Raw genomic sequence first — 20,823 nt, forward strand, 5'->3', positions numbered from 1 at the left:
GCGGGATCAGCGCCCGGCGGCGATCTCGATGCCGACGGTGCCCTGCCGCCCGCGCCGCAGCACGCTGCCGGTGACGATCAGCCAGCCCTGCACCGAGTACTTGCGCTTGATCAGGCCGCGTACCCGCTCGCTGCCCGCGGCGTCGAGAACGCGTGCGGTGCCGTCGATCACCGCGCCGCGCGGCTTTCCGGTGGCGTTGCACGGTTGCAGGGTCACGGCGGGATCGCGGCGGATCCGCTTGACCTTCCAGCTGTCGGTCACCGTCCACACGTAGAGCTTGCCGTCGTCGAGTGCCGCCCAGACCGGGGTGGCCACCGGGCTGCCGTTCTTGCGAAACGTGGTCAGCATAACGTAATTCGCGGTGCCGGCGGGGCCGAAGGGGTTGTCCACCGTCGCAGCCTAACTGCGGGCGCCGCCGATGCACAGCGCGATCGTCAGGTCCGCGGGCCGTCGTCGGCCATGTGGTATTCACCGCCCTCGAGGCGGGTCAGCAGCCGCCCCGTCCAGCCGGAGAAGTTGTCGAAGACACCGCTCCACAGCTCGAGCAGGTCGGGGGAGTGGGGCGCGTCGTAGCGGCCGGGGAATTCGGGCACCATGGCCAGCAGATCGTCGCGGATCTCGGTGGCGTAGCGGCGCTGCGCGGTCAGCAGTTCGATCACCCGTGCGCGCGGCAGGGCCTGCATAAACGCGATTCCGGCGCCGTGCTCCTCCATATCGACGCTGGCGAGCGCGGCCTCCAGGCGTTCGAAGAACTCCTGCTCGCCCGCTGCCGTCAGTTCGAACAGCGTGCGCCCGGGGCCCTGGCTGCTGTCCTCGGTGCGCACCGCGCGGAGCTTGTCCTCGGCGGTGAGCTGCTTGAGCGCGTGATAGATCGACCCCGGTTTCACATTGGTCCACGTTTCGGCCCGCCACGACAGCAACTCCTGCCGCACCGCGTACCCATAGGTCGGCTGATGCCTCCGGATCACTCCGAGTACGAGCAGTCGCACGGCGGACAAAGGCACTCCTTTCGCGGGGGTCGGACACCATGCTATTCAAATTTGACTTCCGCGGTCCAATCGCCCTACGCTGGGCTAGTCAAATTTGATTACCAGGTGACGCGAAGGAGTGGACGCTATGGGCGCCACCTCGATCCCTCTGTTGTGGAGCGGCGACCTTCCGGTCACGCTCGACTTCTACCGGGCGCTCGGCTACACGGTGACCGACGAGCAGACCCGGCCCTACGCCTACGCCGTGGTGGTACGCGACGGATACCAGGTGCATTTCGGTCCCACGCCCAAGGGCGCGGGCAGTGCCGAGGAGGCCCACGTGGGCTGTCTGGTGCTGATCGATGACGCCGAACGCTGGCACAAGGAGTTCAGTGCGGGGCTGCGCGAGCGCTACGGCCGGGTTCCGGGCCGCGGGGCGCCGCGCATCACCCGCTTCCGGCCCGGTCAGTCGCGCTTCACGGTCGTCGACCCGGCCGGAAATTCGATCATCTACATCGAGCAGGATGAACCCGATTTCGAATACGGCGGTTCCCGGGATCTGCCCGGGCTAGCGCGGGTGCTCGACAACGCGCGGATTCTGCGGGACTTCAAGACCGACGAGGCCAAGGCGGTGAAGGTGCTCGAGGTCGGCCTGCGCCGGTTCGCGCTACTCGCGTCCCCGCTCGAGCGCGGGCGCGCGCTGGCGATGCTCGCCGAAATGCATGCGGCGGCAGGCGATTCGGAGCACGCCGCGAAGCGGCGGGCGGAGCTCGCGGCACTGGAGTTGTCGCAGGAGGATCGCGACCTCATCGCCCACGAATACCCGGGCGTCGTGGAGACCTGAGTTCACGCGGCCAGGGTCAGGACCTTCGGGCCGTCCTCGGTGACCGCGACGGTGTGCTCGGAATGTGCGGTGCGGGAGCCGTCGGCCGAGCGCAGCGTCCAGCCGTCCGGATCGACGACGATGCGGTCGGTGGTGCGGGCGAACCACGGCTCGAGGGCGATGGTCAGGCCCGGCCGCAGCTTCAGGCCGCGGCCGGGCCTGCCGTCGTTGGACACGTGCGGATCCTCGTGCATGGTGCGGCCCAGGCCGTGGCCGCCGAATTCGGTGTTGATCGGATAGCCGTAGGAGTGCGCGACGGCGGCGATGGCCGCGGAGATATCGCCGATGCGGTTGTCCGGCACGGCCGCCGCGATGGCCGCGGCCAGCGCCTCCTCGGTCGCGCGCACCAGGCGGCGGTCCTGCTCGTCGGCCGTACCGACGATGACCGTGGTCGCCGAGTCGGCCACCCAGCCGTCGATGCCGACGGCGAGGTCCGCGGTGAGCACGTCGCCGTCGCGCAGCGCGTAGTCGAACGGCAGGCCGTGTAGGACGGCGTCGTTCACCGACAGGCAGACGGTGTTGCGGAACGGGCCACGGCCGAACGAGGGCGCGTAGTCCCAGTAGCAGGAGACGGCGCCACGTTCGCGAATCCGTTGGCGGACATGCAGTTCCAGATCCAGCAGATTCACGCCCACCTGGGCGCGCTCCCGCAGTTCGCCCAGGACCTCGGCGACGAACTGCCCGGTGACGCGCATCCGCTCGATCTCGGCGGGCGTCTTCAACTCGACCACGTGCTACCTCCTGTTGGTATTTTAATACCGACCGTAGCAGTTGCGGTATTTGTATACCAGTCGTAGTGTGACCGCATGGTTCGACTACCCCTCACGCCGGCCCAGGTCGAGGCCGGTCGCCGCCTCGGCACCCACCTGCGTGCCGCGCGGGGCGAGCGGGATCTGGCGGTGGTGGCGCGCGATGCGGGCATCTCGCCGGAGACGCTGCGCAAGATCGAATCGGGCCGCCTGCCCAGCCCCGCCTTCGGCACCGTGGTCGGGCTGAGCCGCGCACTGGACGTCCCCCTCCAGGAACTGGCCGATATCTGGCAGTCGGCGACCCTGACCCGGTCGGCCTGACGAAAGCCCGGATCAGTCGGTGGTGAGTTCGATGGGGACGGCCAGGACGTCGACCATGGCGCCGTTGCGGAGCACCGTGACCGGTAGCGAGCGGCCGATGGCGTCGGCGAACAGGTGGCGTTGAATGCCTTGGGCGTCACGGATTTCCGCGCGGTTCACGCTCAGGATCAGGTCGCCGCGCCGCAGTCCGGCCCGTTCGGCGGGGCCGTCCCGCACGACCTCGACGATGCGCAGGGCGGCGGGGCGGCCGGTCCGGGCGGCGACGGCGGCGGGCAGTGGCGCGGGCACGCCGACGACGCCGAGGTAGGCGCGGCGCACCCGCCCGTCGGCCAGCAGGGTGCTGATGATGCGGCGCGAGGTGGCGTTGATCGGGATCGCCAGTCCCACGCCGATTCCGGCGACCGCGGTGTTCACGCCGACCACCCGCCCGGCCGAATCCGACAGTGCCCCACCGGAATTGCCGGGATTGAGCGCGGCATCGGTCTGGATGACGTCCTCGATCACCCGCGCCGTGCGGCGGGTGCCGACCGGTACGGAGCGGCCCAGCGCGCTCACCACGCCCGCGGTCACCGATCCGGCCAGCCCGAGGGGGCTGCCCACCGCCACCACCAGCTGGCCCACGACCAGCCCGTCGGCGTCGCCGAGCGTCGCGGCCTGCGGCGCGCCGCCCCGCGAGCGCAGTACGGCGAGATCCGACAGCGGGTCGACGCCGACCACATCGAACCGGGCCTCGCTGCCGTCGGCGAAGACGACGGTTCCCGAGCGTGCCGATCCGACCACGTGCGCGTTGGTCAGCAGGAATCCGTCGTCGGTGAAGATCACCGCCGACCCGCCGCCGCGCCGGCTCTGCACGCTCGCGACGTGGGGCGTGACCGCCCGCGCGACGGCGATCACGGTCCTCGAATACGCGTCGAGGGCGCCGGAGTCCGCGGGGACGCCCAAGAGGTCGTCGGTCCCGCGCCGCACCTCGCGGTCGGCCTCCGGCTCGGCCTGCCCGGCACCCGAATCCGCCGATTCGGCGCCCCCGTTCCCGAGTCGCGCGATCAGTTCGTCGTCCACGGCGATCACCCGCTTACATGATTACAACGCTGCCTCCAGCATGCGCCCGCAATAGCCGGAGCACCGATAATGTTCGCCCCCAGCGCAATCGCCGTGATGTCGACGCGGAGGCGTTCGATCGGTCGTGTCCCGGAGTGCTCATGTGGCCTCGGCTCGGAGGGCGGGGCCGAGGAGGAGTCCGCCGTCGATGACGTATTCCGACCCCGTGATGAACGAGGCGTCCGATGAGGTCAGGAACAGCAGCAGCTGGGTGACGTCGGCGGGTTCTCCGAGCCGGGGGATGGCGAACGGCTCGGGTGAGTAGAAGTCGGCGATCGCCGCGGTGGCGCCGACCGCTGGTTCGTGGATGAAGGGGGTCGCGATCACGCCGGGGTGGATGGTGTTCACCCGGATGTGGTCTCGGCCGAGTTCGAGTGCCGCGGTTCGGGTGAGTCCTCGGACGGCCCACTTGCTGGCGACGTACGGCGCGTAGTGCGCAGTGCCGCCCAGGCCCATGGTCGAGGCGATATTGACGATGGCTCCCCCTGCCGCGCGGCGCAGGGCGGGGGCCGCGGCCTTGATGCCGAGGAAGGTCCCGGTGAGGTTGATGTCGAGGATGCGCGACCAGGTGGCCTGGTCCGTGGTTTCGATCGTTGCGGGCGGGTTCTGCACGCCCGCGTTGTTCACGAGCACGTTGAGGGCACCGAAGGCGTTCTCGGTGGCCAGTACGGCGGCGGACCACGACTTTTCGTCGGTGACGTCCAGGCGGGTGAAGCGAGCGCGGGGTCCGAGTTCGTCGGCGAGGGCGGCGCCGCGTTCGGTGTCGAGGCCGCCGATCACCACGTTCGCTCCCGCCGCGTGAAAGGCGCGCACGTGGCTCGAGCCCTGACCACCGGCTCCGCCGGTCACGAGCACTGTCTGGTTGTCGAAGCGAGGCATCGGATGTTCCTTCGGTATATGGGTGCATGACCGGGATCGGTGATGAACGGCGGCCAGTGGTGAGTCGGGCGACTCACCACTGTTCCGACGGTAGATCGGTGGCAGTGGTGAGTCAAGCCACTCACCTCATATACTCGGCCCATGAGCAGGGTCGCTACGACGTACCACCAGCGCGTCGCCCAGGAGAAGCGCGCGCTGATCGTGACGGCCGCGACCGCACTGTTCCTCGAGTTGGGCTACGACCGGACGTCACTGGCGCGGATCGCGGAGTGCTCGGGCGTTTCCCGGGCCACCCTGTTCAAGCAGTTTCCGAGCAAAGCCGCCCTGTTCGACGCCATCGTGACCGAGTCCTGGTCGACCGCCGACGAGCAGGACCCTCCGCCGGCGGGCAATGTCGTCGACGGGCTCGGCATCATCGGCCGCCGTTACGCCGAGCTGTTGAGGCGCCCCCAGATGGCCGACCTGTTCAGGATCGTCATCGCCGAACTGCCGCGGTTCCCCGAGCTGGCCCATGCGCAGTTCTCGCACGGGAAGATGCCCTACTTCGAGACCGTACGCAGCTACCTCCTGGCCGAGCACGAGGCGGGAACGGTGCGGATCGAGGACGCGGATCTCGCGGCCACCCAGTTCCTGGGCATGATCTCCAACTACGTCTTCTGGCCGACACTCCTGGTGCCGGGCTGGGAGGTGAGCGCCGAACGCGTCGCTCAGGTAGTCGACGAGGCCGTCCGAACCATCGCCGCCCGGTACGCCGCGACCAGACGAGGGCCGTCCACCAACGACTGAGTCCCGCCGCCGGTTGGGGTTGCCGCTAGGGGCGGATGTGCGGCGCCGCCGGGTTGGGTGGGGCGTCCACGACCCGTTGATGGGCTAATTCGCCCAGATCCTCTACGTACTCGCGGTATTCGAGGAGGGCGTGGTCGAGCAGGCGGGTGATCGCGCCGCGGACCGAGGCGGAGTCGACGGGGCGGACGGTGAGGGTGCGGCTGCCGGTCTCCATGTAGCGGCCGTCGTCGTCGATGTCGTACCAGCGCATCGTGCCGACCTTGCGGGGCGACCGGTGGCCCTGGCGGCGCGGACCGCGAAACACCGTGATCACCCCGGCACCGGCGGCGGGCCGGCGCACCAGGCGGCGATATCGCTGCAGCGGTGTGGATTCGCCGGTGTAGCGGAGGATCGGCTGCCGTTCGGGATACAGGTCGGCGGCCGCGAACGCCTCGGCGGGCCGGGTGCCGGGGGACTGCTCCGGCAGCAGCATCGCGAGCCGGTCGGGCAGCCGGTCGGCGGCCGTGATCGACACCTCGATCCGCGACCGCCGCGTGAACTGCATGGCGAGGGCGGCATGCCGGTCGTGCCGGGCGGCGGCGACCCGGATCGGCCCCGCCTGTTCCGACACCCCGTGGATCTCGGCCCAGACCTCCGGATCGGTCAGCACCGTGAAGGCCCGGCGCAACAGGTCCGCCTCGTTCCATCTCAGGCGGCCCTGTTCGGAGTATTCCTGCCGGATCTGAGCCCAGTGGCGGTCGCGTTCGTTGACGTGACCGAACTGGGACAGATAGTGCAGGGGGTACAGCATGCGGTCGTTCGCGGGCCCGTACCACAGGGCCGCGAATTGCTCTTCGTCGAACGACCAGGACGCCATTATGCACCTATCACGGGCGGGACGTTTCGGTACCGGTCCGGGCCGGGCGCGGGAGTGTCGGGCCGGGAACCGGTTGTGTCCGAGGCGGTTTCGGGGGCGTCGTGCACCGGGTCCGTGGCTTCGGTTCCGGACGGTGCGCTCGCGGAACCGGCGGCCGGACGGGGCTCGGCCGTGGTCTGCGTTCCGCCATCGGCGTAGGATCCGGCGACACCGGTTCGGACCTCGCCGCCGATGGGTGACGGACTCTCGCCATGTGGCGGTTCAGGTGCGCCGCTGTCCGGCGCGGTGGTGTCGAAACCGTGGGCGCCGGTGGTGGATTCGTGGTGGCCGACATGTGACGGTGCGGCCTCCGCCGGGCCGATAGTGCCGGTGAGGAACGGGCTCTCGCCGCTACGAGATTCGGCGAGTCCGGTATGGGACCGGGCGGCGCCACCGGTCAGGCCGTGCTCGATGCCATCCGGATTCTCGACGGTGTGGCCCTCGAGTTCGGCGTTGCTATCGGGCGGGCCGCCCACAATGGCGTCCGGATTCTCGCTCAGGTCCGATTCGTCTGTGTCGGTGCGGGATTCGTGATGCTGGTCGAATCTCATGCCCCGGCGGTCCGAGTCGCCCTGGTACCGCATGCGCACTCGGGGGCGTGGGGCCGGTGTGTCGGGTGTATCGGCGAGGGCGTCGGCGGCCGCGGCGCCGATGGCGGTGCCGCCCGCGGTGGTGAAGGGTGTCAGGTCGGGCGGGACCGGGTTCGGCGCGGGCGGGACGAACATCGGTGCCCGCGGCGCCGGTGCGCTCGGCATGGGAGGCGGGGCAGGAGGGTTCGGTGTCGGCGCGGGTGCTTGCGGAACGGGCCCGGGCGGTACGGAGGGCGCGGGCTTGAGCAGGGGCGCGGTGGGGCTCGGGGTTGGGGTTGCCGGATTCGACGCGCCGGGGGCCGGTGTGCTCGGAGCCGGTGCGGCGGGCGCCGGTGTTCCTGGACCGGGTGCGAGTCCACCGGCACCTGGTGGCGGCACGGCAGGTGGTGCGGCCGGAACCGGCGAGAGCCCGCCGATACCTGGTGGCGGTACGACCGGTGCGGCCGGAATCGGTGGGTGCGGTGCTGGGAGTGGCGTACCCGGAACCGGTGGCGGGACCGGCGCGCTCGGAACCGGTGCGGCGGGCGCCGGAGCGGGCGGTGCGCTCGGAACCGATGCGGGTGGGGGCGCACTCGGCGCCGGTGAATTCGCGGGCGGCGCGGGCGAATTCGACGGCGGAGTGCCGCCGGTCGCTCCGGTCCCGCTCGTGGTGGCGGAATGCGCGCCGGACGATGTGGTGGCCTCGCCCTGGGGCGTGGTGTCGGGCACGAAGTGAGTGTCGGGCACGGCCTTCGAGATCTCCGGAACCGGGCGCGGCGAATCCGGCACGGTGGGCACGGGATTCGTCTCGGCGGTCGGCGACGATGCCGACGGATCGGGTCGAGTCGGCACCGGGTTGCCGGAACTGGGTCGATCGGGCCGCGGGCGCGGCGAGTCGTCGTCGCCGGTCCCGGTGACGGTCGGGACCGCCGGCGTGAGGCTGCTCGGCCTGGTGGTGCGGGGCACGCCGAACAGCGAATTCGTGGTCGATGTACCGGTTGTGGAGGTCGACGCCCCGTAGACCGAGGAGGAAGGATCCGTCTCGGACCGGCTGGTGAGGGGAAGCCCGCCGAACAGCGAGTTGCTCGTGGACCCGGCGGGCGTCGTGAGCGAACTGCCGTTGAGCGGCGTATCGGACAGCGCGGCGGTGAGGGTCGCCGGAATGTCGGTGCCCGAGAATCCGGCGCTCGCCAGCAGGGTTTCGATACTTCCACCCGAGCCGACGTCGGAGGCCGGGGATATCGCGGGCGGAAAGACCGGGATGCGCGCGTCCTGGTCGAGGATCGGGATGAGGTAGCGCTGCTGCATCACCTGGCGGGCGTCGTCCTGGGCCTGCTGGGCGGCGCGCGACTGACCATCGAAGCCGGTGGGGTCCTGCGTCTGGTCGGCCGTGACCGGAACCGGTTTGGGGACATAGGCTTTGGTCGTCACGGCGGCCAGCGCCGTATTCGCGACCGCCTGCCCGGCCTGGTCGAACAGCTCCGACAGCTGCCCGGCCTGCGTGCCGTAGCCGACCAGCGCCTGCACCGCGGCGTCGGCGGACGCGCCCGTCCAGCGGCCGTCGACCGCGGTGCGGACGGCCTGGACCATCTCCGTCGTGGAGTCGCGCCACTGGTCGCGGGTCTGCTGCCAGGACGTGACCACCTGCGCGGTGCGGTCGTCCACGGTCTGGAACGCGTCGTAGATCTGCTGGTGGGTCAGGGAGTCGACATTCTCCGGATCGGTGATTCCGGGGGAGGCGTAGGAGGTCACTGCGCACCCCCGGTGCCCGGCGCGAGCGCGCGGATCCGATCGGCGAACTCGGCGTCGGTCTGCTCCAGCCGCTCGCGGATCGTGCGGAACAGGCTCTGGATCTGGTCGGCTACCTGCCAGTGCCCCTCCAGCGCCTCGTAGGCACTGCTCTGGCCGCCGGCGCCCGCCTCGCGGAAGCGCCGCACGATCGTCTGGGCCGAGGTGAGCACCGCGGACTGCTCCCCGACACCCCACGACTCGTGCCGGCCGACCTGCTGCATCAACTGCTGCATGGTGCGAATGTCGGTCTTGCGCTTGTCCATCGCCTGATCGAGCGCCAGGAATGCCTGCGGATCCACCTGTAGCGACACCCCGCCGGTCTTGGCCTGTTCGATCAGCGGGCCGAAGAGCTGCCGACCACTGTCATCTACCATGCTGCCCCCGTTGCGACTGCGTGCGTATCTGTTATCGATTGGACGCATCCGGCGCCGCCCAGGTTCCCGCGACGATGCGGAAATTCGCCGCCTCGGATATCGCGAGGCCGAATCTGCATGTATACCAGCCGGATTCGCTGGGGACGCCGCATTGCGTCCGTGCCGGGATCGAGCCCTGCGGCACCGGCTGTCCGGTTGTGCTGGATCACGAGCTCCTCCCGGGCCCGAGTGTGCGGCGGCCGACCGTGACCACGGTCGAACCGACCGGTGCGGTGGGGCGATTCTGCCACACGGGAGGCGCGTGCGGGGGCCGGAATGTGGCGCCGCTAGGTGGCCCGGCTGACCGACGACATGTGGAAGTCGGGAATCCGCAACGGCGGCATGGCGGTTCGGGTGAACCAGTCCTTCCATTCGCGCGGCAGGGTGATCTCGGTGGCGCCCGCCTCGGAGACCCGGCGCAGCAGATCGAGGGGGCTCTCGTTGAAGCGGAAGTTGTTCACCGCCGCGGTGACCTCGCCGTCCTCGACCAGGTAGACGCCGTCGCGGGTGAGTCCGGTGAGCAGCAGCGTGGCCGGATCGACCTCGCGGATGTACCACAGGCAGGTGAGCAGCAGCCCGCGTTCGGTGCGCGCGATCATCTCGGTGAGCGCCGCCTCGGATCCGCCTGTCATGAGCAGGTTCTCGCCGGGCACCGTGACGGGCGCGTCGAATTCGGCGGCGGTCGCGCGCGGGTAGACCAGCGATTCGACGACGCCGTCGCGCACCCAGTCGGCGCGGCGCGCGGTGAGGCCGTTGTCGAAGACCGACAGTGCCTCCGAGGAGGCCGGGGTGGCGACGAACGGGCGGTATTCGAGCCCGGCGGCGCTCGGATCGGAGTACAGCGTGAGCGGAATGTCGTTGAGCCGCTCACCGATTCGGGTGCCGCCCGCGCGCGAGAACGCGGTGTGACCCTCGTGCGCGCCGCGGCCCTCCATCGTCCACATCATGTAGATCATGAGGTCGGCGACCGCGGACGGCGGCAGCAACGTCTCGTAGCGGCCGGCGGGCAGGTCCACCCGGCGCCGCGACCAGTCCAGCCGCCTCGACAGTTCCGACAGCAGCGCGGGCACGTCGACATCGGTGAAATCGGTGGTGCCGGTGCCGACCCACGCGCTGGCCAGTTCCGCGCCGTCGCCGCGCTTGCCGTTGATCTCCACCGATCCCGTGGGCTGCACCCAGCGGCGGCGCACCCCGGTGGAGGTGCCCAGCCAGGTCGAGTGCATCTGGTGGTGGGCGAAGCCGTACAGCCGGTCGGTGCCGTCGAATCCGGTGGCGAGTTCGCGGGCCAGCCCGGCGAATACGCCGATATCGGTGGCGGCGGGGGAGCCCTCCCAGGACAGTTCGCGATCCGGCACGCCGGGGTCGACGAGATCCGGATCCAGCAGCGGCACGGCGTCGCGGGCGGGTTCGGCCGTGCGGGCCGCCTCCTCGCTGGCGCGCACCACGGCCTCGATATCGGCGGGGTCGACGCTGGTGGAGCCGACGCTGCCGACCCGCGCGGCGTGCGGGCCGTCGCGGAAGATCGAGATCACCGCCCAGTCCCGCGAGATCGAGGAACCGTTGGTGGTCATGGAGTTTCCGGCCCATCGCAGCGAGGTGTCGTAGGCGTCGGTGACCAGGACGATCGCCTCGTCGGCGCGCGAGACCCGCAGCGCGCGCTCGACGACCTCGGGCGAGGGCAGCACGTGGCCGCCAGGATTCTCGGTGCTCACTGACCCGCCTCCGCGCGCGTATTGAGTATGTCGACCCCGCGCACCAGGACCGACGGGCAGCCGTGACTGACCGACGCCACCTGGCCCGGCTGGGCCTTGCCGCAGTTGAACGCGCCGCCCAGCACCCAGGTCGAGGGACCGCCGACCGCCTCCATCGCGCCCCAGAAGTCGGTGGTGGTGGCCTGGTAGGCGACGTCGCGCAGCTGACCCGCCAGGCGGCCGTTGCGGATCCGGAAGAACCGCTGCCCGGTGAACTGGAAGTTGTAGCGCTGCATATCAATCGACCAGGACTTGTCGCCGACGATGTAGATGCCGTCGTCGACGCGGGAGATGAGGTCCTCGGTCGTGGTGTCGCGCTCGGGATCCGGCTGCAGCGACACGTTCGCCATCCGCTGGATCGGCACGTGGTGCGGGGAGTCGGCGTAGGAGCAGCCGTTGGAGCGTGCCAGGCCCAGGCGCGGGGCGAAGACCCGGTCCAGCTGGTAGCCCACCAGGACGCCGTCGCGGATCAGGTCCCAGCGCTGCCCCGCGACACCCTCGTCGTCGTAGCCGACGGTCGCCAGCCCGTGCTGCTCGGTGCGGTCGCCGGTGACGTGCATGACCGGGGTGCCGTAGCGCAGCGTGCCGAGCTGGTCGGGGGTGGCGAAGGAGGTTCCGGCGTAGGCGGATTCGTAGCCGATAGCGCGGTCGTATTCGGTGGCGTGCCCGATCGACTCGTGGATGGTCAGCCACAGGTTGGTCGGATCGATCACCAGATCGGCCGGGCCCGCGGTGACGCTGGGGGCCTTCACCTTCTCGGCCAGCCAGGCCGGGATCCGGGCCAGCTCGTCGTCCCAGTCCCAGCGGCCGTCGGCGCCGGTGACGTACTCCCAGCCGCGCCCGGCCGGGGCGGCCACGGTGCGCATGGTCTCGAACACTCCGGCGGCGGCGTCCACGGTGATCGCCTCGAACTGCGGATGCAGCCGCACCCGCTGCTGGGTGATCGATGAACCCGCGGTGTCGGCGTAATAGGTCTGCTCCTTGACCTGTAGCACCGACGCGGTCACATGGTCCACGCCGTCGGCGGCCGACAGCCGCTGCGAATAGTCCTGCAGCAGCGCCACCTTCTCCGGCGTCGGCACCGAGAACGGATCGATCTCGTACGCCGACACCCACTGCGCCGCGGGGTAGGCCGGTTCCGGGGCGAGCTCCACCCGTTCGCGGTTCAGCTCGCGCAGCGCGGTCGCCACCTGCACCGCGCGGCGGGCCACGTCGGCGGCCGTCGCGGGGGACAGCTCGGCGTGCGAGGCGAACCCCCAGGTGCCGTCGACGATCACGCGCACCGCGAAGCCGAGATCGGTGGTGTTGCCGATGGATTCGACCCGTCCGTCGCGCAACCGGATCGACTGGGTGACCAGGCGGTGCACGCGCAGGTCCGCGTGGGTGGCGCCGGCGGCACGGGCCGCCGACAGTGCGGCGTCGGCCAGCGCGGCCAGCGGCAGGGCGCGGAATTCCTCGTCCACCACCCGGGTCGGTATCGTCACGGCCCATACGCTAATTGGTTGCGGACCGCTCGTTCAACAGCGGCCGGGCCGGGGACTCGGAATGCGTTGCCCCCCAGGGCGACACGCCGTGCAATCTTGCACCGGATGCAAACGCGCACGAAATGCGGGCTGGCACAGTGGGAAACAAACGCGCCGACACGCGGCCTGCCGGGTGTTTCGTGATCAATGCCGTACTGTCTGCCCGCGTGCCGCCATCCGCTCTCCGTGACCGCAAGCGGGAACGCACCCGCCGTGCCCTCCTCGAGGCCGCCGTCGAACTGTTCGAAAGCCGTGGCTACGAGGCGACCACCGTCGCCGATATAGCCGCCGCCGCCGAGGTGGGCACCCGGACGTTCTTCAATTATTTCGAGAGCAAGGAGGAACTGCTCTTCCCCGAGCCCGACGAGCGGGTGCGCTCCGCAGTGCACGCGATCGCCACGCGGCGCTCGGACGAACGGCCCGTCGAGGTGCTGTTACGGGCCTTACGCGCGGCGGGGGACAACCCGGGCGACCATCTCGGGGACGATCTCGCCGCTCGCATCTCGGTGCTGCGCGCCCAGGTGTCGCGCACGGTGCCCGCGGTGAGCGGCCGGGCCGCGCACGCGCAGCTGGCCGCCCAGCAGGAGATCGCCCGGCAGCTACGCGGAGCCTTCCCGGAGGAGCTCGACGAGGTCGGCGCGGCCGCACTGGTCGGCGCGGTCGTCGGCGCGGTATCGGGCGCACTGACGGTGCTGTTCTCGGGCCGCCACGCCCTCGAGGACGGCGAGCGCCTACACCACAAGATCCGGGAGACCACCTCGAAGGTGCTGGCCCCCTGGCTGGCCGAGCCCGCCCCGCAGACGACCCGCCCGATCCGGCACATGATGGCCGAGGTTCGCTGCTGACGGTCCCGGCGAATGTCCGTCGCGCTCAGCCGAACTGCTGCCAGCCCAGGCGGATCACCATGCCGATCACGACCACCAGCAGTACCGCGCGCACGAATCCCGCACCGCGGGCCAGTGCCATGCGCGACCCGACGACCGAGCCGGCGATATTGGCGGCCGCCATCGCCAGGCCGAGCGTCCAGATGACATGGCCGGTGCTGCCGAGGAAGATCAGCGCGCCCAGATTCGAGCCGCAGTTGATCACCTTCGCCATCGCGGCCGCGCGCACGAACTCGGTGCCCAGCATGGTGGCGAAGGTGATGATGAGGAACGTCCCGGTGCCCGGGCCGAGCAGGCCGTCGTAGGCCCCGATCAGCCCGGCGGCCAGCGCGACGACCAGGATCGTCTTACGCCGGGTGGGCGGATCGGTCGCCATGGTGACGCCGATCGAGGGCCGCGCGGTCACGAAGATCGCCACCCCGATCAGCACCGCCATCACGATCGGGATGAAGTACTCGCGGTCGATCAGGGCGACCGCCGCCGACCCCGCCGCCGCGGTGACCGCGGCGATCGCCGCGCCCGGCAGCAGCAGGCGCCAGCGCATCGGCACCTTGCGCGCGAAGGTGACGACGGCGGCGCTGGTGCCGGAGAAGGCGGCAATCTTGTTGGTGCCCAACGCCGTCTGCGGCGCGATCGTCGGCGCCACCAGCAACAGGGTCGGCAGGATGATCAGTCCGCCGCCGCCCACGACGGCATCCACCCAGCCTGCCGCGGTCGCCGCGGTGAGCAGGGCCGCCCAGTCTGCGAGATCCACCGGCCGAAGACAACCAGACGTCGGATGATCGGGCAAATCGTCGTCGTCCGGCAGCGGCAGCGCAGATGTGGCAGTTCGCGGCGCATAGGCTGGGCGGGTGCGTCGATTCAGTCTGTGGCTGCGCGGCAAGCCCCTGGTGGCCGATTCGATGCTGGCGTTCGGGCTGCTGGTGGCCGATATGGCGACGATCGGCGACCACCGCCACGTCGCCGCGTACCTGGTGATGTCGGTACTGATCCCGCTTCCGATGGTCTTCCGGCGCATGTACCCGCGCGCGAGCGCCGCCGCCCTGCTGACACTGGCGGTGGTCAATACCGCGATCGGTTACCTCACGCACGAGATCGCCAGCCACATCGCGCTGCTGGGGCTGGGCCTCATGCTCTACACGCTGGTCAAATACGTGGGACGGCGCGAGGGCCTCGTCTATCTGGTCGGGCTCATCGCCGACGGCGCACTATCGATCACGCTGCTCGACGAGCCGTACCTGTCGACGGCGTCGTTCATGACGATGTACTACGCGCTGTGCTGGCTGGTGGCCGAATTCCTCGGGGCCCGGCACGCCTACGACGCCGAGGTCGCCGCCCGCCTGGCCGTCGCCGACTACGACCGGGAGCGCAGTGCGCACGAGGCGGTCGCGATCGAGCGCACCCGCATCGCCCGGGAACTGCACGACGTGGTGGCGCACGCGGTCAGCGTGATCATCGTGCAGGCCGACGGCGCCAAGTACGCGCTGCGCCGCGACCCGGACGCCGCCGAGCAGGCGCTGAACACCATCGCGGGCACCGGCCGGGAGGCGTTGCGCGAGTTGCGCCGGACCGTCGCCCTGCTGCGCACCGAGCACGCGCCCGAACAGTTGCCGCAGCACGGCACGGCGGGCCTGGCGAAGGTGGTGGGAATGATGCGCAACGCGGGCCTGGCCGTGGAACTCGAGCTGACCGGCGAACTCGACGACGTCACCCCCGAGGTGAGCCTCGGCGTGCACCGCATCGTGCAGGAGTCGCTGACCAACACCTTCCGCCACGCCGGTCCCGACCCGAAGGCGTGGGTGCGGGTGCGCCGCCGCGACGACGACGTTCTCGTCGAGGTCGACGATCTCGGTCACGCGGCCGGTACGGCGAGCTCCGCGGACCACAACGCGCGCACCGGGATCGTCGGCAGCGGTCTCGGCCTGGTCGGCATGCGCGAACGCGTAGCGGTCCTGGGCGGAACGCTCGAGGCGGGCCGCTGGCCGGAGGGCGGCTGGCGGGTGCGCGCCGTCATCCCGCTCGACCGGGACGGGGTGGAATGACGCGTTCCCGTTAGATTGGGGCCGTGCCTATCACCGTTCTCGTCGTGGACGACCAGGAGCTCATGCGCGCCGGGCTGAAGATGGTGCTCGGCGCCCACCCCGATGTGGAGGTGGTGGGGGAGGCCGACAACGGCGCCACCGCGGTGACGCGGGCCCGGGAACTGCGCCCCGACGTGGTGCTGATGGATGTGCGCATGCCGGTCGTCGACGGCGTCACCGCCACCGGGCAGATCCTCGAATCGGGCTGCGGCAGCAAGGTTCTGGTGATGACCACCTTCGACGTCGACGAGCACGCGCTCGGTGCGCTGCGGGCCGGGGCGAGCGGGTTCCTGCTCAAGGACACCCCGCCCGAGGATCTGATCTCCGCGATCCGCAGCGTGGCGGGCGGGGATGCGGTGGTGTCGCCGAAGGTGACCAAGCGGCTGCTCGATCGCCTCATCGCCGATGACCCCGCCCGCATGCGCGACCCGTCGGTGCTCGACGTGCTCACCGCGCGCGAGCGCGAGGTGCTCGAGCAGATCGCGGCGGGGCGCTCCAATGCCGAGATCGCCGCCGCGCTGTTCCTGTCCGAGGCGACGGTGAAGACCCACGTCGGCCGGGTGCTGACCAAGCTGAACCTGCGCGACCGGGTGCAGGCGGTGGTGCTCGCCTACGAGACCGGGCTGGTCCGGCCGGGCGCGTGAGACGATTTCTCAGCAGGAACTCAGCCGCGGTCGGGAGAAAATCCGGCGTCCCGGGCGTTGGATGTGGTAGATCGTCCTCGAAAGGATCGTCATGCCTGCCCTGTTGTTCGCCCTCTACCTGGTCGTCGAGATCGCCGCGCTGGTCGTGGTCGGTCACCTGATCGGTGCCGTGGCCACGATTCTGCTGCTCATCGCCGGTTCCGGCCTGGGCCTGATCCTGGTGCGCTCGCAGGGCCGCCGGGTATTCGACCAGTTCCGTCGCGCGCGTCTCGGCGAGGTCGCACCGGGCACCGCGGTCGCCGACGGCGCGCTGGTCGCGCTCGGCGGCGTGCTGATGTTCGTCCCCGGCCTGGTCACCTCGCTGTTCGGCCTGCTCCTGCTGCTGCCCACGCGCGCCCTGCTGCGGCCGGTGGTGTCGGCCTTCGCCACCCGCCGGATCGACCGGCTGTCGATGGCCACCGGCTACCACGGCGTGGTGGTCGAGCCGAGCGGCGACGTGGTCGACGGGGTCGTGGTGCAGGAGTACTACGACGACGGACAGGGCAACTCCCGGCCGATGCTCGACGGCCGCTGACCGCCCCCGCCGCCGATGAGCGGGCGACCGGTGAGGCACACTGGGACGTCGTGAGTACCCAGTTGCTGGTCGGCGGTCGCCTCTACAGTTCGAGTTCCCCCGATGCCACGGCGATGGCGGTGACCGACGGCACGGTGGTGTGGCTGGGGGCCGACCGGCCGGGGCGGGCGCTGTATCCCGATGCCGAAATCATCGAACTGGACGGCGCTTTCGTGGCCCCGGCGTTCGTCGACCCGCATGTGCACGTGACCGCGCTGGGCCTGCAGCTGACCGGACTGGACCTGTCCCAGGCCACCTCGCTGACTCACTGCCTGGAGCTGGTCCGCAATTACGCGCTCGCGCATCCGGGCTCGGTGCTCGGCGACGGCTGGGACGAGACCCGCTGGCCGGAGGGGCGGCCGCCGTCGGTCGAGGAGATCGACGCCGCCGCCGGACCGGGCCGCGCGGTGTATCTGGTTCGCGTGGACGCGCATTCGGCCGTGGTGTCCTCGGCACTGCTGGACGCCGTCCCCGGAGTCACCGCGGCCGCCGGATACACCACCGGTGAACCGCTGCGCGCCGATGCCCACCACCTGGTGCGAGCCGCCGCGCTGAACGGCCTGGACCGCACCCAGCGCGACGAAGCCCGGCGCGCGGCCCTCGACCACGCCGCCGCGAACGGCATCGTCGCCGTCCACGAATGCGCCGGGCCGCAGATCTCGGGCCGGGCGGACGTGACCGAACTGCTGGAATTCACGCACGGCGTGGAGGTGCGCGCGTACTGGGGCGAGGCGGTCACCTCCGCGGAGCGGGCCCGCGCCCTGATCGGCGAACTCGGCGTGCACGGACTGGCCGGGGACCTGTTCGCCGACGGCTCGATCGGCTCGCATACCGCCCGGCTGCGGTCGCCCTACGCCGACCGGGATACCACCGGCGTCGGCTACCTGGACGCCGACGCGGTCGCCGCGCACGTGCGCGCCTGCACCGAGGCCGGGATCCAGGCCGGATTCCACGCGATCGGCGACGGCGCGCTCGACGCTGTGGTGCAAGGCTTTTCGCGGGTCGCCGCGGAGCTCGGCACCCCGGCGGTCGCGGCCCGCGGACACCGGGTCGAACATGCCGAACTGCTCGACGCCGGGCAGATCGCCGAGCTCGCGGCCTGCGGTGTCATCGCCAGCGTGCAGCCGGGATTCGATGCCGCGTGGGGCGGTCCGGACGGGATGTACGCGGCCCGGCTGGGCGCCGACCGCGCCGCCGCCCTGAACCCGTTCGCCGCCATGGCCGCCGCCGGGATCTCCCTGGCCATCGGCTCCGACGCGCCCGTCACCGCCCTGAATCCGTGGGAGGCCGTGCGCGCCGCGGCCCACCACCGCACCCCCGGGCACCAGATCTCCCCGCGCGCCGCCTTTTCCGCGGCCACCCGCGGCGCCTGGCGCGCGGGCGGAGTCCGCGACGGCGTCGCCGGCACCCTGGTCCCCGGCGCCCCCGCCTCCTACGCGATCTGGGATGCGACCGAGCTGGTGGTCGCGGCCGCCTCGGACAAGGTGCAGCGCTGGTCCACCGACCCCCGCTCCCGCGTCCCCGGCCTGCCCCCGCTCGACCCGGGCACCAAACTCCCGCGCTGCCTGCGCACCGTGCACCGGGGCAGTGTTATCCACGAGGCGTGAACGCCCGGCGGCCTGCGACGGATGCGTCATAAACGAGGCGCGGACGGCCGCAGCCTGTGGCCGTGTAGTTCGAGGATGTCGCCACCGCCCGGCATGGGGTCCGACCGTCGCATGCGGATACCGCACACGACGTCGCCGCGAAACCCGCGGGTGGCGTCGGCACCGGGTGTCCGTAGCATCGACCCGGTGTTGAGCTGGATGCCGCCCGCAGCGCCGCGATCATGTAAGGCCACGGCCGACCTGCGACGGCATCGGTTCGGCGGGGACAGCTGGTCCGGCGGCGCACTTCCGGGGCACATCTCCGACCACCCGGCGGTAGCCATCGAGGCGCGACTGTGAGTAAGGAATCCACACACTCCGTCGCGGCCGGGTCCGGAGGGACGCCCGATTCGTCAGAGGGGCATGGCGGTTCGGCCGCGGCGCGGGTGGAGGACGTATCCGCCGTGCGGGGTGCACAGCCCGAGGGCGCGGCGTCGGTGACCGGGCTCGCGTCGATGAGCCGACGTGCCCGTGGTCTGCTGGAGCGATATCCCGTGTGGTGCCGGGTCTTCGGCGCGATCCTGGCGGGGCTGCTTATATACGCCAGCTTTCCGCCGCGGGCCTCCTGGTATCTCGCGCCGCTGGGGATCGCGCTGCTGACGCTGGTGGTGCGCGGGGACGGCAGGCTGCGTGGTGGATTCGGGTACGGGCTGCTGGCCGGGCTGGCGTTTTTCGTGCCGCTGCTGCCGTGGACAGGGATATATGTCGGGCCGGTGCCGTGGCTGGCGCTGTCCCTGGCGTGCGCGATCTACGTCGGACTGTTCGGGATGCTCGCGCGCCTGGTGGGGGCGCTGCCCGGCTGGCCGCTGTGGGTGGCCGCGATGTGGACGCTCACCGAGTGGGGCCGGTCGAACTTCCCGTTCGGCGGGTTCCCGTGGGGGCGTTTGGCGTTCGGGCAGGGTGACGGCTGGTATCTGCCGATCGCCGTGCTCGCGGGCGCGCCGGGGGTGAGCTTCGCGGTCGCCCTCACCGGAACGGCGCTGGCGGCCTTCCTGCTTCGACTCGGCGACCGGCGAAAGCCCAGGTGGCTGCCCGGAATTATCACTGTCGCAACGATTGTGGCTATCATCCCGTGTACCGGAGTGATCCTCCGGACCGCGCTGCCCGCCCCGGACGACGGCGACCGGCCGATCACGGTTGCCGCGATCCAGGGCAGCGTGCCGCGGCTCGGACTGGACTTCAACGCCCAGCGTCGCGCGGTCCTGGACAATCACGTCCGCCGCACCGAGGAACTGGCCCGCGCCGTCGCCGCCGGGCAGGCCGCCCAGCCGGATGTGGTGATCTGGCCGGAGAATTCGTCCGATATCGATCCGCTGCGCAATGCCGACGCCGCCGCCGAGATCGCCGCCGCGTCCACCGCGATCCACGCGCCGATCCTGGTCGGGGCGGTGCTGGTGAACTCCGACGACACCACCACGAACTCGGTGATCGTCTGGAACGGTGACGCCGGGCCGGGGGAGCGGCACGACAAGAAGATCATCCAGCCGTTCGGTGAGTATCTGCCGCTGCGCGGGTTCTTCCGGCACTTCTCGGACTATGCCGACCGCGCAGGGTATTTCGTGCCGGGGACCGGCGACGGGGTCGTGCACACGCAACCGGCGGGCGGCGGCCCGGAGGTCGCCATCGGCGTCGCCACCTGCTACGAGGTCGCCTTCGATCGCGCCTTCTCCGATTCCCTGCGGGCCGGGGCGCAACTGCTCACGGTGCCGACCAACAACGCCACCTTCGGCGACAGCGAGATGACCTATCAGCAGCTGGCCATGTCGCGTATTCGCGCCGTGGAGCACGGGCGGGCGCTGGTCGTGGCCGCCACCAGCGGCGTCAGCGCGATCATCACCGCCGACGGCGCGGTGGCGCGGCAGACCCCGAAATTCGTCCCGGCCGCGCTGGAGTCGACGCTGCCGCTGCGCAGCGCGACGACACCCGCAACGCGGATGGGACCGTGGCCCGAGCGAGTGTTGTGTATCCTTGCCGCGGCTGTTGTTGTGGCTGTGGCTATTCGGCGGCGAATTTCGCCGCCGGGACATCCGGGTGATGAGGACGCCGTCGGCGGCCGGATGCGGCACTAGCCGCGCGCGCAGTCTCCCCCGAAAAGCGAACACCCCGAACACGGCAGGGCCGGTGCGACCGCGAGGCATCGGCCCGCGCCGCCGCGTACAGTTCGCCAGAACGTTGCGCGGTCTCAGTTATAGGCACTGCTCTACCTGTCTTGATCAGCGTTTTCTGTGCAAGATCCGGTTAAATCGCGAGGTTTGCGAAGAGATTGCCAACTAAAAGCTCTCTCCGCCAACGTCGTTCGAAGTGAAACATCTCGAGATCGCTACCGATC

Annotated in this window: 20 protein-coding genes; 9 read left to right on the top strand and 11 right to left on the bottom strand. The window is 70.8% G+C overall.

Annotated features, from left to right (window positions below):
- Nucleotides 1-6 precede the first annotated feature (6 nt).
- Together NM1_RS16090 and NM1_RS16095 are read right to left on the bottom strand one after the other, a co-directional pair.
- Complete coding sequence (locus tag NM1_RS16090) at nucleotides 7-390, bottom strand: PPOX class F420-dependent oxidoreductase (protein ID WP_084519686.1); 384 nt, start codon at nucleotides 388-390, stop codon at nucleotides 7-9.
- 44 nt (nucleotides 391-434) lie between these two features.
- Nucleotides 435-989: a PadR family transcriptional regulator gene (locus tag NM1_RS16095; protein ID WP_246011341.1), complete on the bottom strand. Its 555-nt coding sequence runs from the start codon at nucleotides 987-989 to the stop codon at nucleotides 435-437.
- 127 nt (nucleotides 990-1,116) lie between these two features.
- Here NM1_RS16095 and NM1_RS16100 point away from each other — a divergent pair, with 127 nt between their 5' ends.
- Entirely contained in the window at nucleotides 1,117-1,812 is a 696-nt protein-coding gene (locus NM1_RS16100; RefSeq protein WP_068020313.1) for a DUF8817 family protein, read from the top strand.
- 2 nt (nucleotides 1,813-1,814) lie between these two features.
- Here NM1_RS16100 and map read toward each other — a convergent pair whose 3' ends face one another.
- Nucleotides 1,815-2,582 carry a type I methionyl aminopeptidase gene (gene map, locus NM1_RS16105; protein WP_068020314.1) on the bottom strand — a complete coding sequence of 256 codons (768 nt, stop codon included), beginning with the start codon at nucleotides 2,580-2,582 and terminating at the stop codon, nucleotides 1,815-1,817.
- Between the two features lie 75 nt (nucleotides 2,583-2,657).
- Here map and NM1_RS16110 point away from each other — a divergent pair, with 75 nt between their 5' ends.
- Nucleotides 2,658-2,921: a helix-turn-helix domain-containing protein gene (locus NM1_RS16110; protein ID WP_068020315.1), complete on the top strand. Its 264-nt coding sequence runs from the start codon at nucleotides 2,658-2,660 to the stop codon at nucleotides 2,919-2,921.
- Between the two features lie 12 nt (nucleotides 2,922-2,933).
- Here the strand turns inward: NM1_RS16110 and NM1_RS16115 are convergent, their stop codons facing one another.
- Nucleotides 2,934-3,863 (bottom strand): S1C family serine protease, encoded by a 930-nt coding sequence (locus NM1_RS16115; RefSeq protein ID WP_068020449.1) that lies wholly within the window; start codon nucleotides 3,861-3,863, stop codon nucleotides 2,934-2,936.
- Between the two features lie 255 nt (nucleotides 3,864-4,118).
- Nucleotides 4,119-4,898 carry an SDR family oxidoreductase gene (locus tag NM1_RS16120; RefSeq protein WP_068020317.1) on the bottom strand — a complete coding sequence of 260 codons (780 nt, stop codon included), beginning with the start codon at nucleotides 4,896-4,898 and terminating at the stop codon, nucleotides 4,119-4,121.
- Between the two features lie 141 nt (nucleotides 4,899-5,039).
- Here NM1_RS16120 and NM1_RS16125 point away from each other — a divergent pair, with 141 nt between their 5' ends.
- On the top strand, nucleotides 5,040-5,684 hold the full coding sequence (locus tag NM1_RS16125; protein WP_068020324.1) for a TetR/AcrR family transcriptional regulator: 645 nt from the start codon (nucleotides 5,040-5,042) through the stop codon (nucleotides 5,682-5,684).
- A gap of 25 nt (nucleotides 5,685-5,709) precedes the next feature.
- Here the strand turns inward: NM1_RS16125 and NM1_RS16130 are convergent, their stop codons facing one another.
- The 5 genes from NM1_RS16130 to NM1_RS16150 form a co-directional block, all read right to left on the bottom strand.
- Complete coding sequence (locus tag NM1_RS16130; RefSeq protein WP_068020326.1) at nucleotides 5,710-6,540, bottom strand: ESX secretion-associated protein EspG; 831 nt, start codon at nucleotides 6,538-6,540, stop codon at nucleotides 5,710-5,712.
- The gene (locus NM1_RS44450; protein WP_068020327.1) at nucleotides 6,540-8,900 is read right to left on the bottom strand and encodes a WXG100 family type VII secretion target; all 2,361 of its coding nucleotides are present in this window, start codon (nucleotides 8,898-8,900) and stop codon (nucleotides 6,540-6,542) included. The genes NM1_RS16130 and NM1_RS44450 overlap by 1 nt, the downstream gene beginning before the upstream one ends.
- Nucleotides 8,897-9,313, bottom strand: a complete 417-nt coding sequence (locus NM1_RS16140; RefSeq protein ID WP_068020329.1) for a hypothetical protein — start codon at nucleotides 9,311-9,313, stop codon at nucleotides 8,897-8,899. Before NM1_RS16140 ends, NM1_RS44450 begins: the two co-directional genes overlap by 4 nt.
- 326 nt (nucleotides 9,314-9,639) lie before the next feature.
- Nucleotides 9,640-11,037, bottom strand: coding sequence for a TldD/PmbA family protein (locus tag NM1_RS16145; protein WP_068020452.1), 1,398 nt, complete (start codon nucleotides 11,035-11,037; stop codon nucleotides 9,640-9,642).
- 23 nt (nucleotides 11,038-11,060) lie between these two features.
- On the bottom strand, nucleotides 11,061-12,587 hold the full coding sequence (locus NM1_RS16150) for a TldD/PmbA family protein (RefSeq protein ID WP_068020331.1): 1,527 nt from the start codon (nucleotides 12,585-12,587) through the stop codon (nucleotides 11,061-11,063).
- Nucleotides 12,588-12,793: 206 nt separating this feature from the next.
- Between NM1_RS16150 and NM1_RS16155 the strand changes: the two genes are divergently transcribed.
- Nucleotides 12,794-13,471 (top strand): TetR/AcrR family transcriptional regulator, encoded by a 678-nt coding sequence (locus NM1_RS16155; protein WP_246011315.1) that lies wholly within the window; start codon nucleotides 12,794-12,796, stop codon nucleotides 13,469-13,471.
- A 25-nt stretch (nucleotides 13,472-13,496) separates the two neighbouring features.
- Here the strand turns inward: NM1_RS16155 and NM1_RS16160 are convergent, their stop codons facing one another.
- Nucleotides 13,497-14,264 carry a TSUP family transporter gene (locus NM1_RS16160; protein ID WP_068020333.1) on the bottom strand — a complete coding sequence of 256 codons (768 nt, stop codon included), beginning with the start codon at nucleotides 14,262-14,264 and terminating at the stop codon, nucleotides 13,497-13,499.
- A 97-nt stretch (nucleotides 14,265-14,361) separates the two neighbouring features.
- On the opposite strand from NM1_RS16160, the gene NM1_RS16165 reads away from it, so the two are divergent.
- The 5 genes from NM1_RS16165 (at nucleotide 14,362) to lnt (ending at nucleotide 20,563) form a co-directional block, all read left to right on the top strand.
- A complete protein-coding gene (locus tag NM1_RS16165) occupies nucleotides 14,362-15,552 on the top strand; it encodes a sensor histidine kinase (protein WP_068020334.1) in 1,191 nt (396 codons plus the stop codon).
- A gap of 23 nt (nucleotides 15,553-15,575) precedes the next feature.
- Nucleotides 15,576-16,235, top strand: coding sequence for a response regulator (locus tag NM1_RS16170; protein ID WP_068020335.1), 660 nt, complete (start codon nucleotides 15,576-15,578; stop codon nucleotides 16,233-16,235).
- Between the two features lie 91 nt (nucleotides 16,236-16,326).
- Nucleotides 16,327-16,809, top strand: coding sequence for an FxsA family protein (locus NM1_RS16175; protein WP_068020340.1), 483 nt, complete (start codon nucleotides 16,327-16,329; stop codon nucleotides 16,807-16,809).
- 50 nt (nucleotides 16,810-16,859) lie between these two features.
- Nucleotides 16,860-18,455, top strand: coding sequence for an amidohydrolase (locus NM1_RS16180; protein ID WP_068020341.1), 1,596 nt, complete (start codon nucleotides 16,860-16,862; stop codon nucleotides 18,453-18,455).
- Between the two features lie 494 nt (nucleotides 18,456-18,949).
- Nucleotides 18,950-20,563: an apolipoprotein N-acyltransferase gene (gene lnt, locus NM1_RS16185; RefSeq protein WP_084519693.1), complete on the top strand. Its 1,614-nt coding sequence runs from the start codon at nucleotides 18,950-18,952 to the stop codon at nucleotides 20,561-20,563.
- Nucleotides 20,564-20,823 lie beyond the last annotated feature (260 nt).

Origin of the sequence: Nocardia mexicana NBRC 108244 (assembly GCF_001613165.1) — a bacterium.
Taxonomy (GTDB): domain Bacteria; phylum Actinomycetota; class Actinomycetes; order Mycobacteriales; family Mycobacteriaceae; genus Nocardia; species Nocardia mexicana.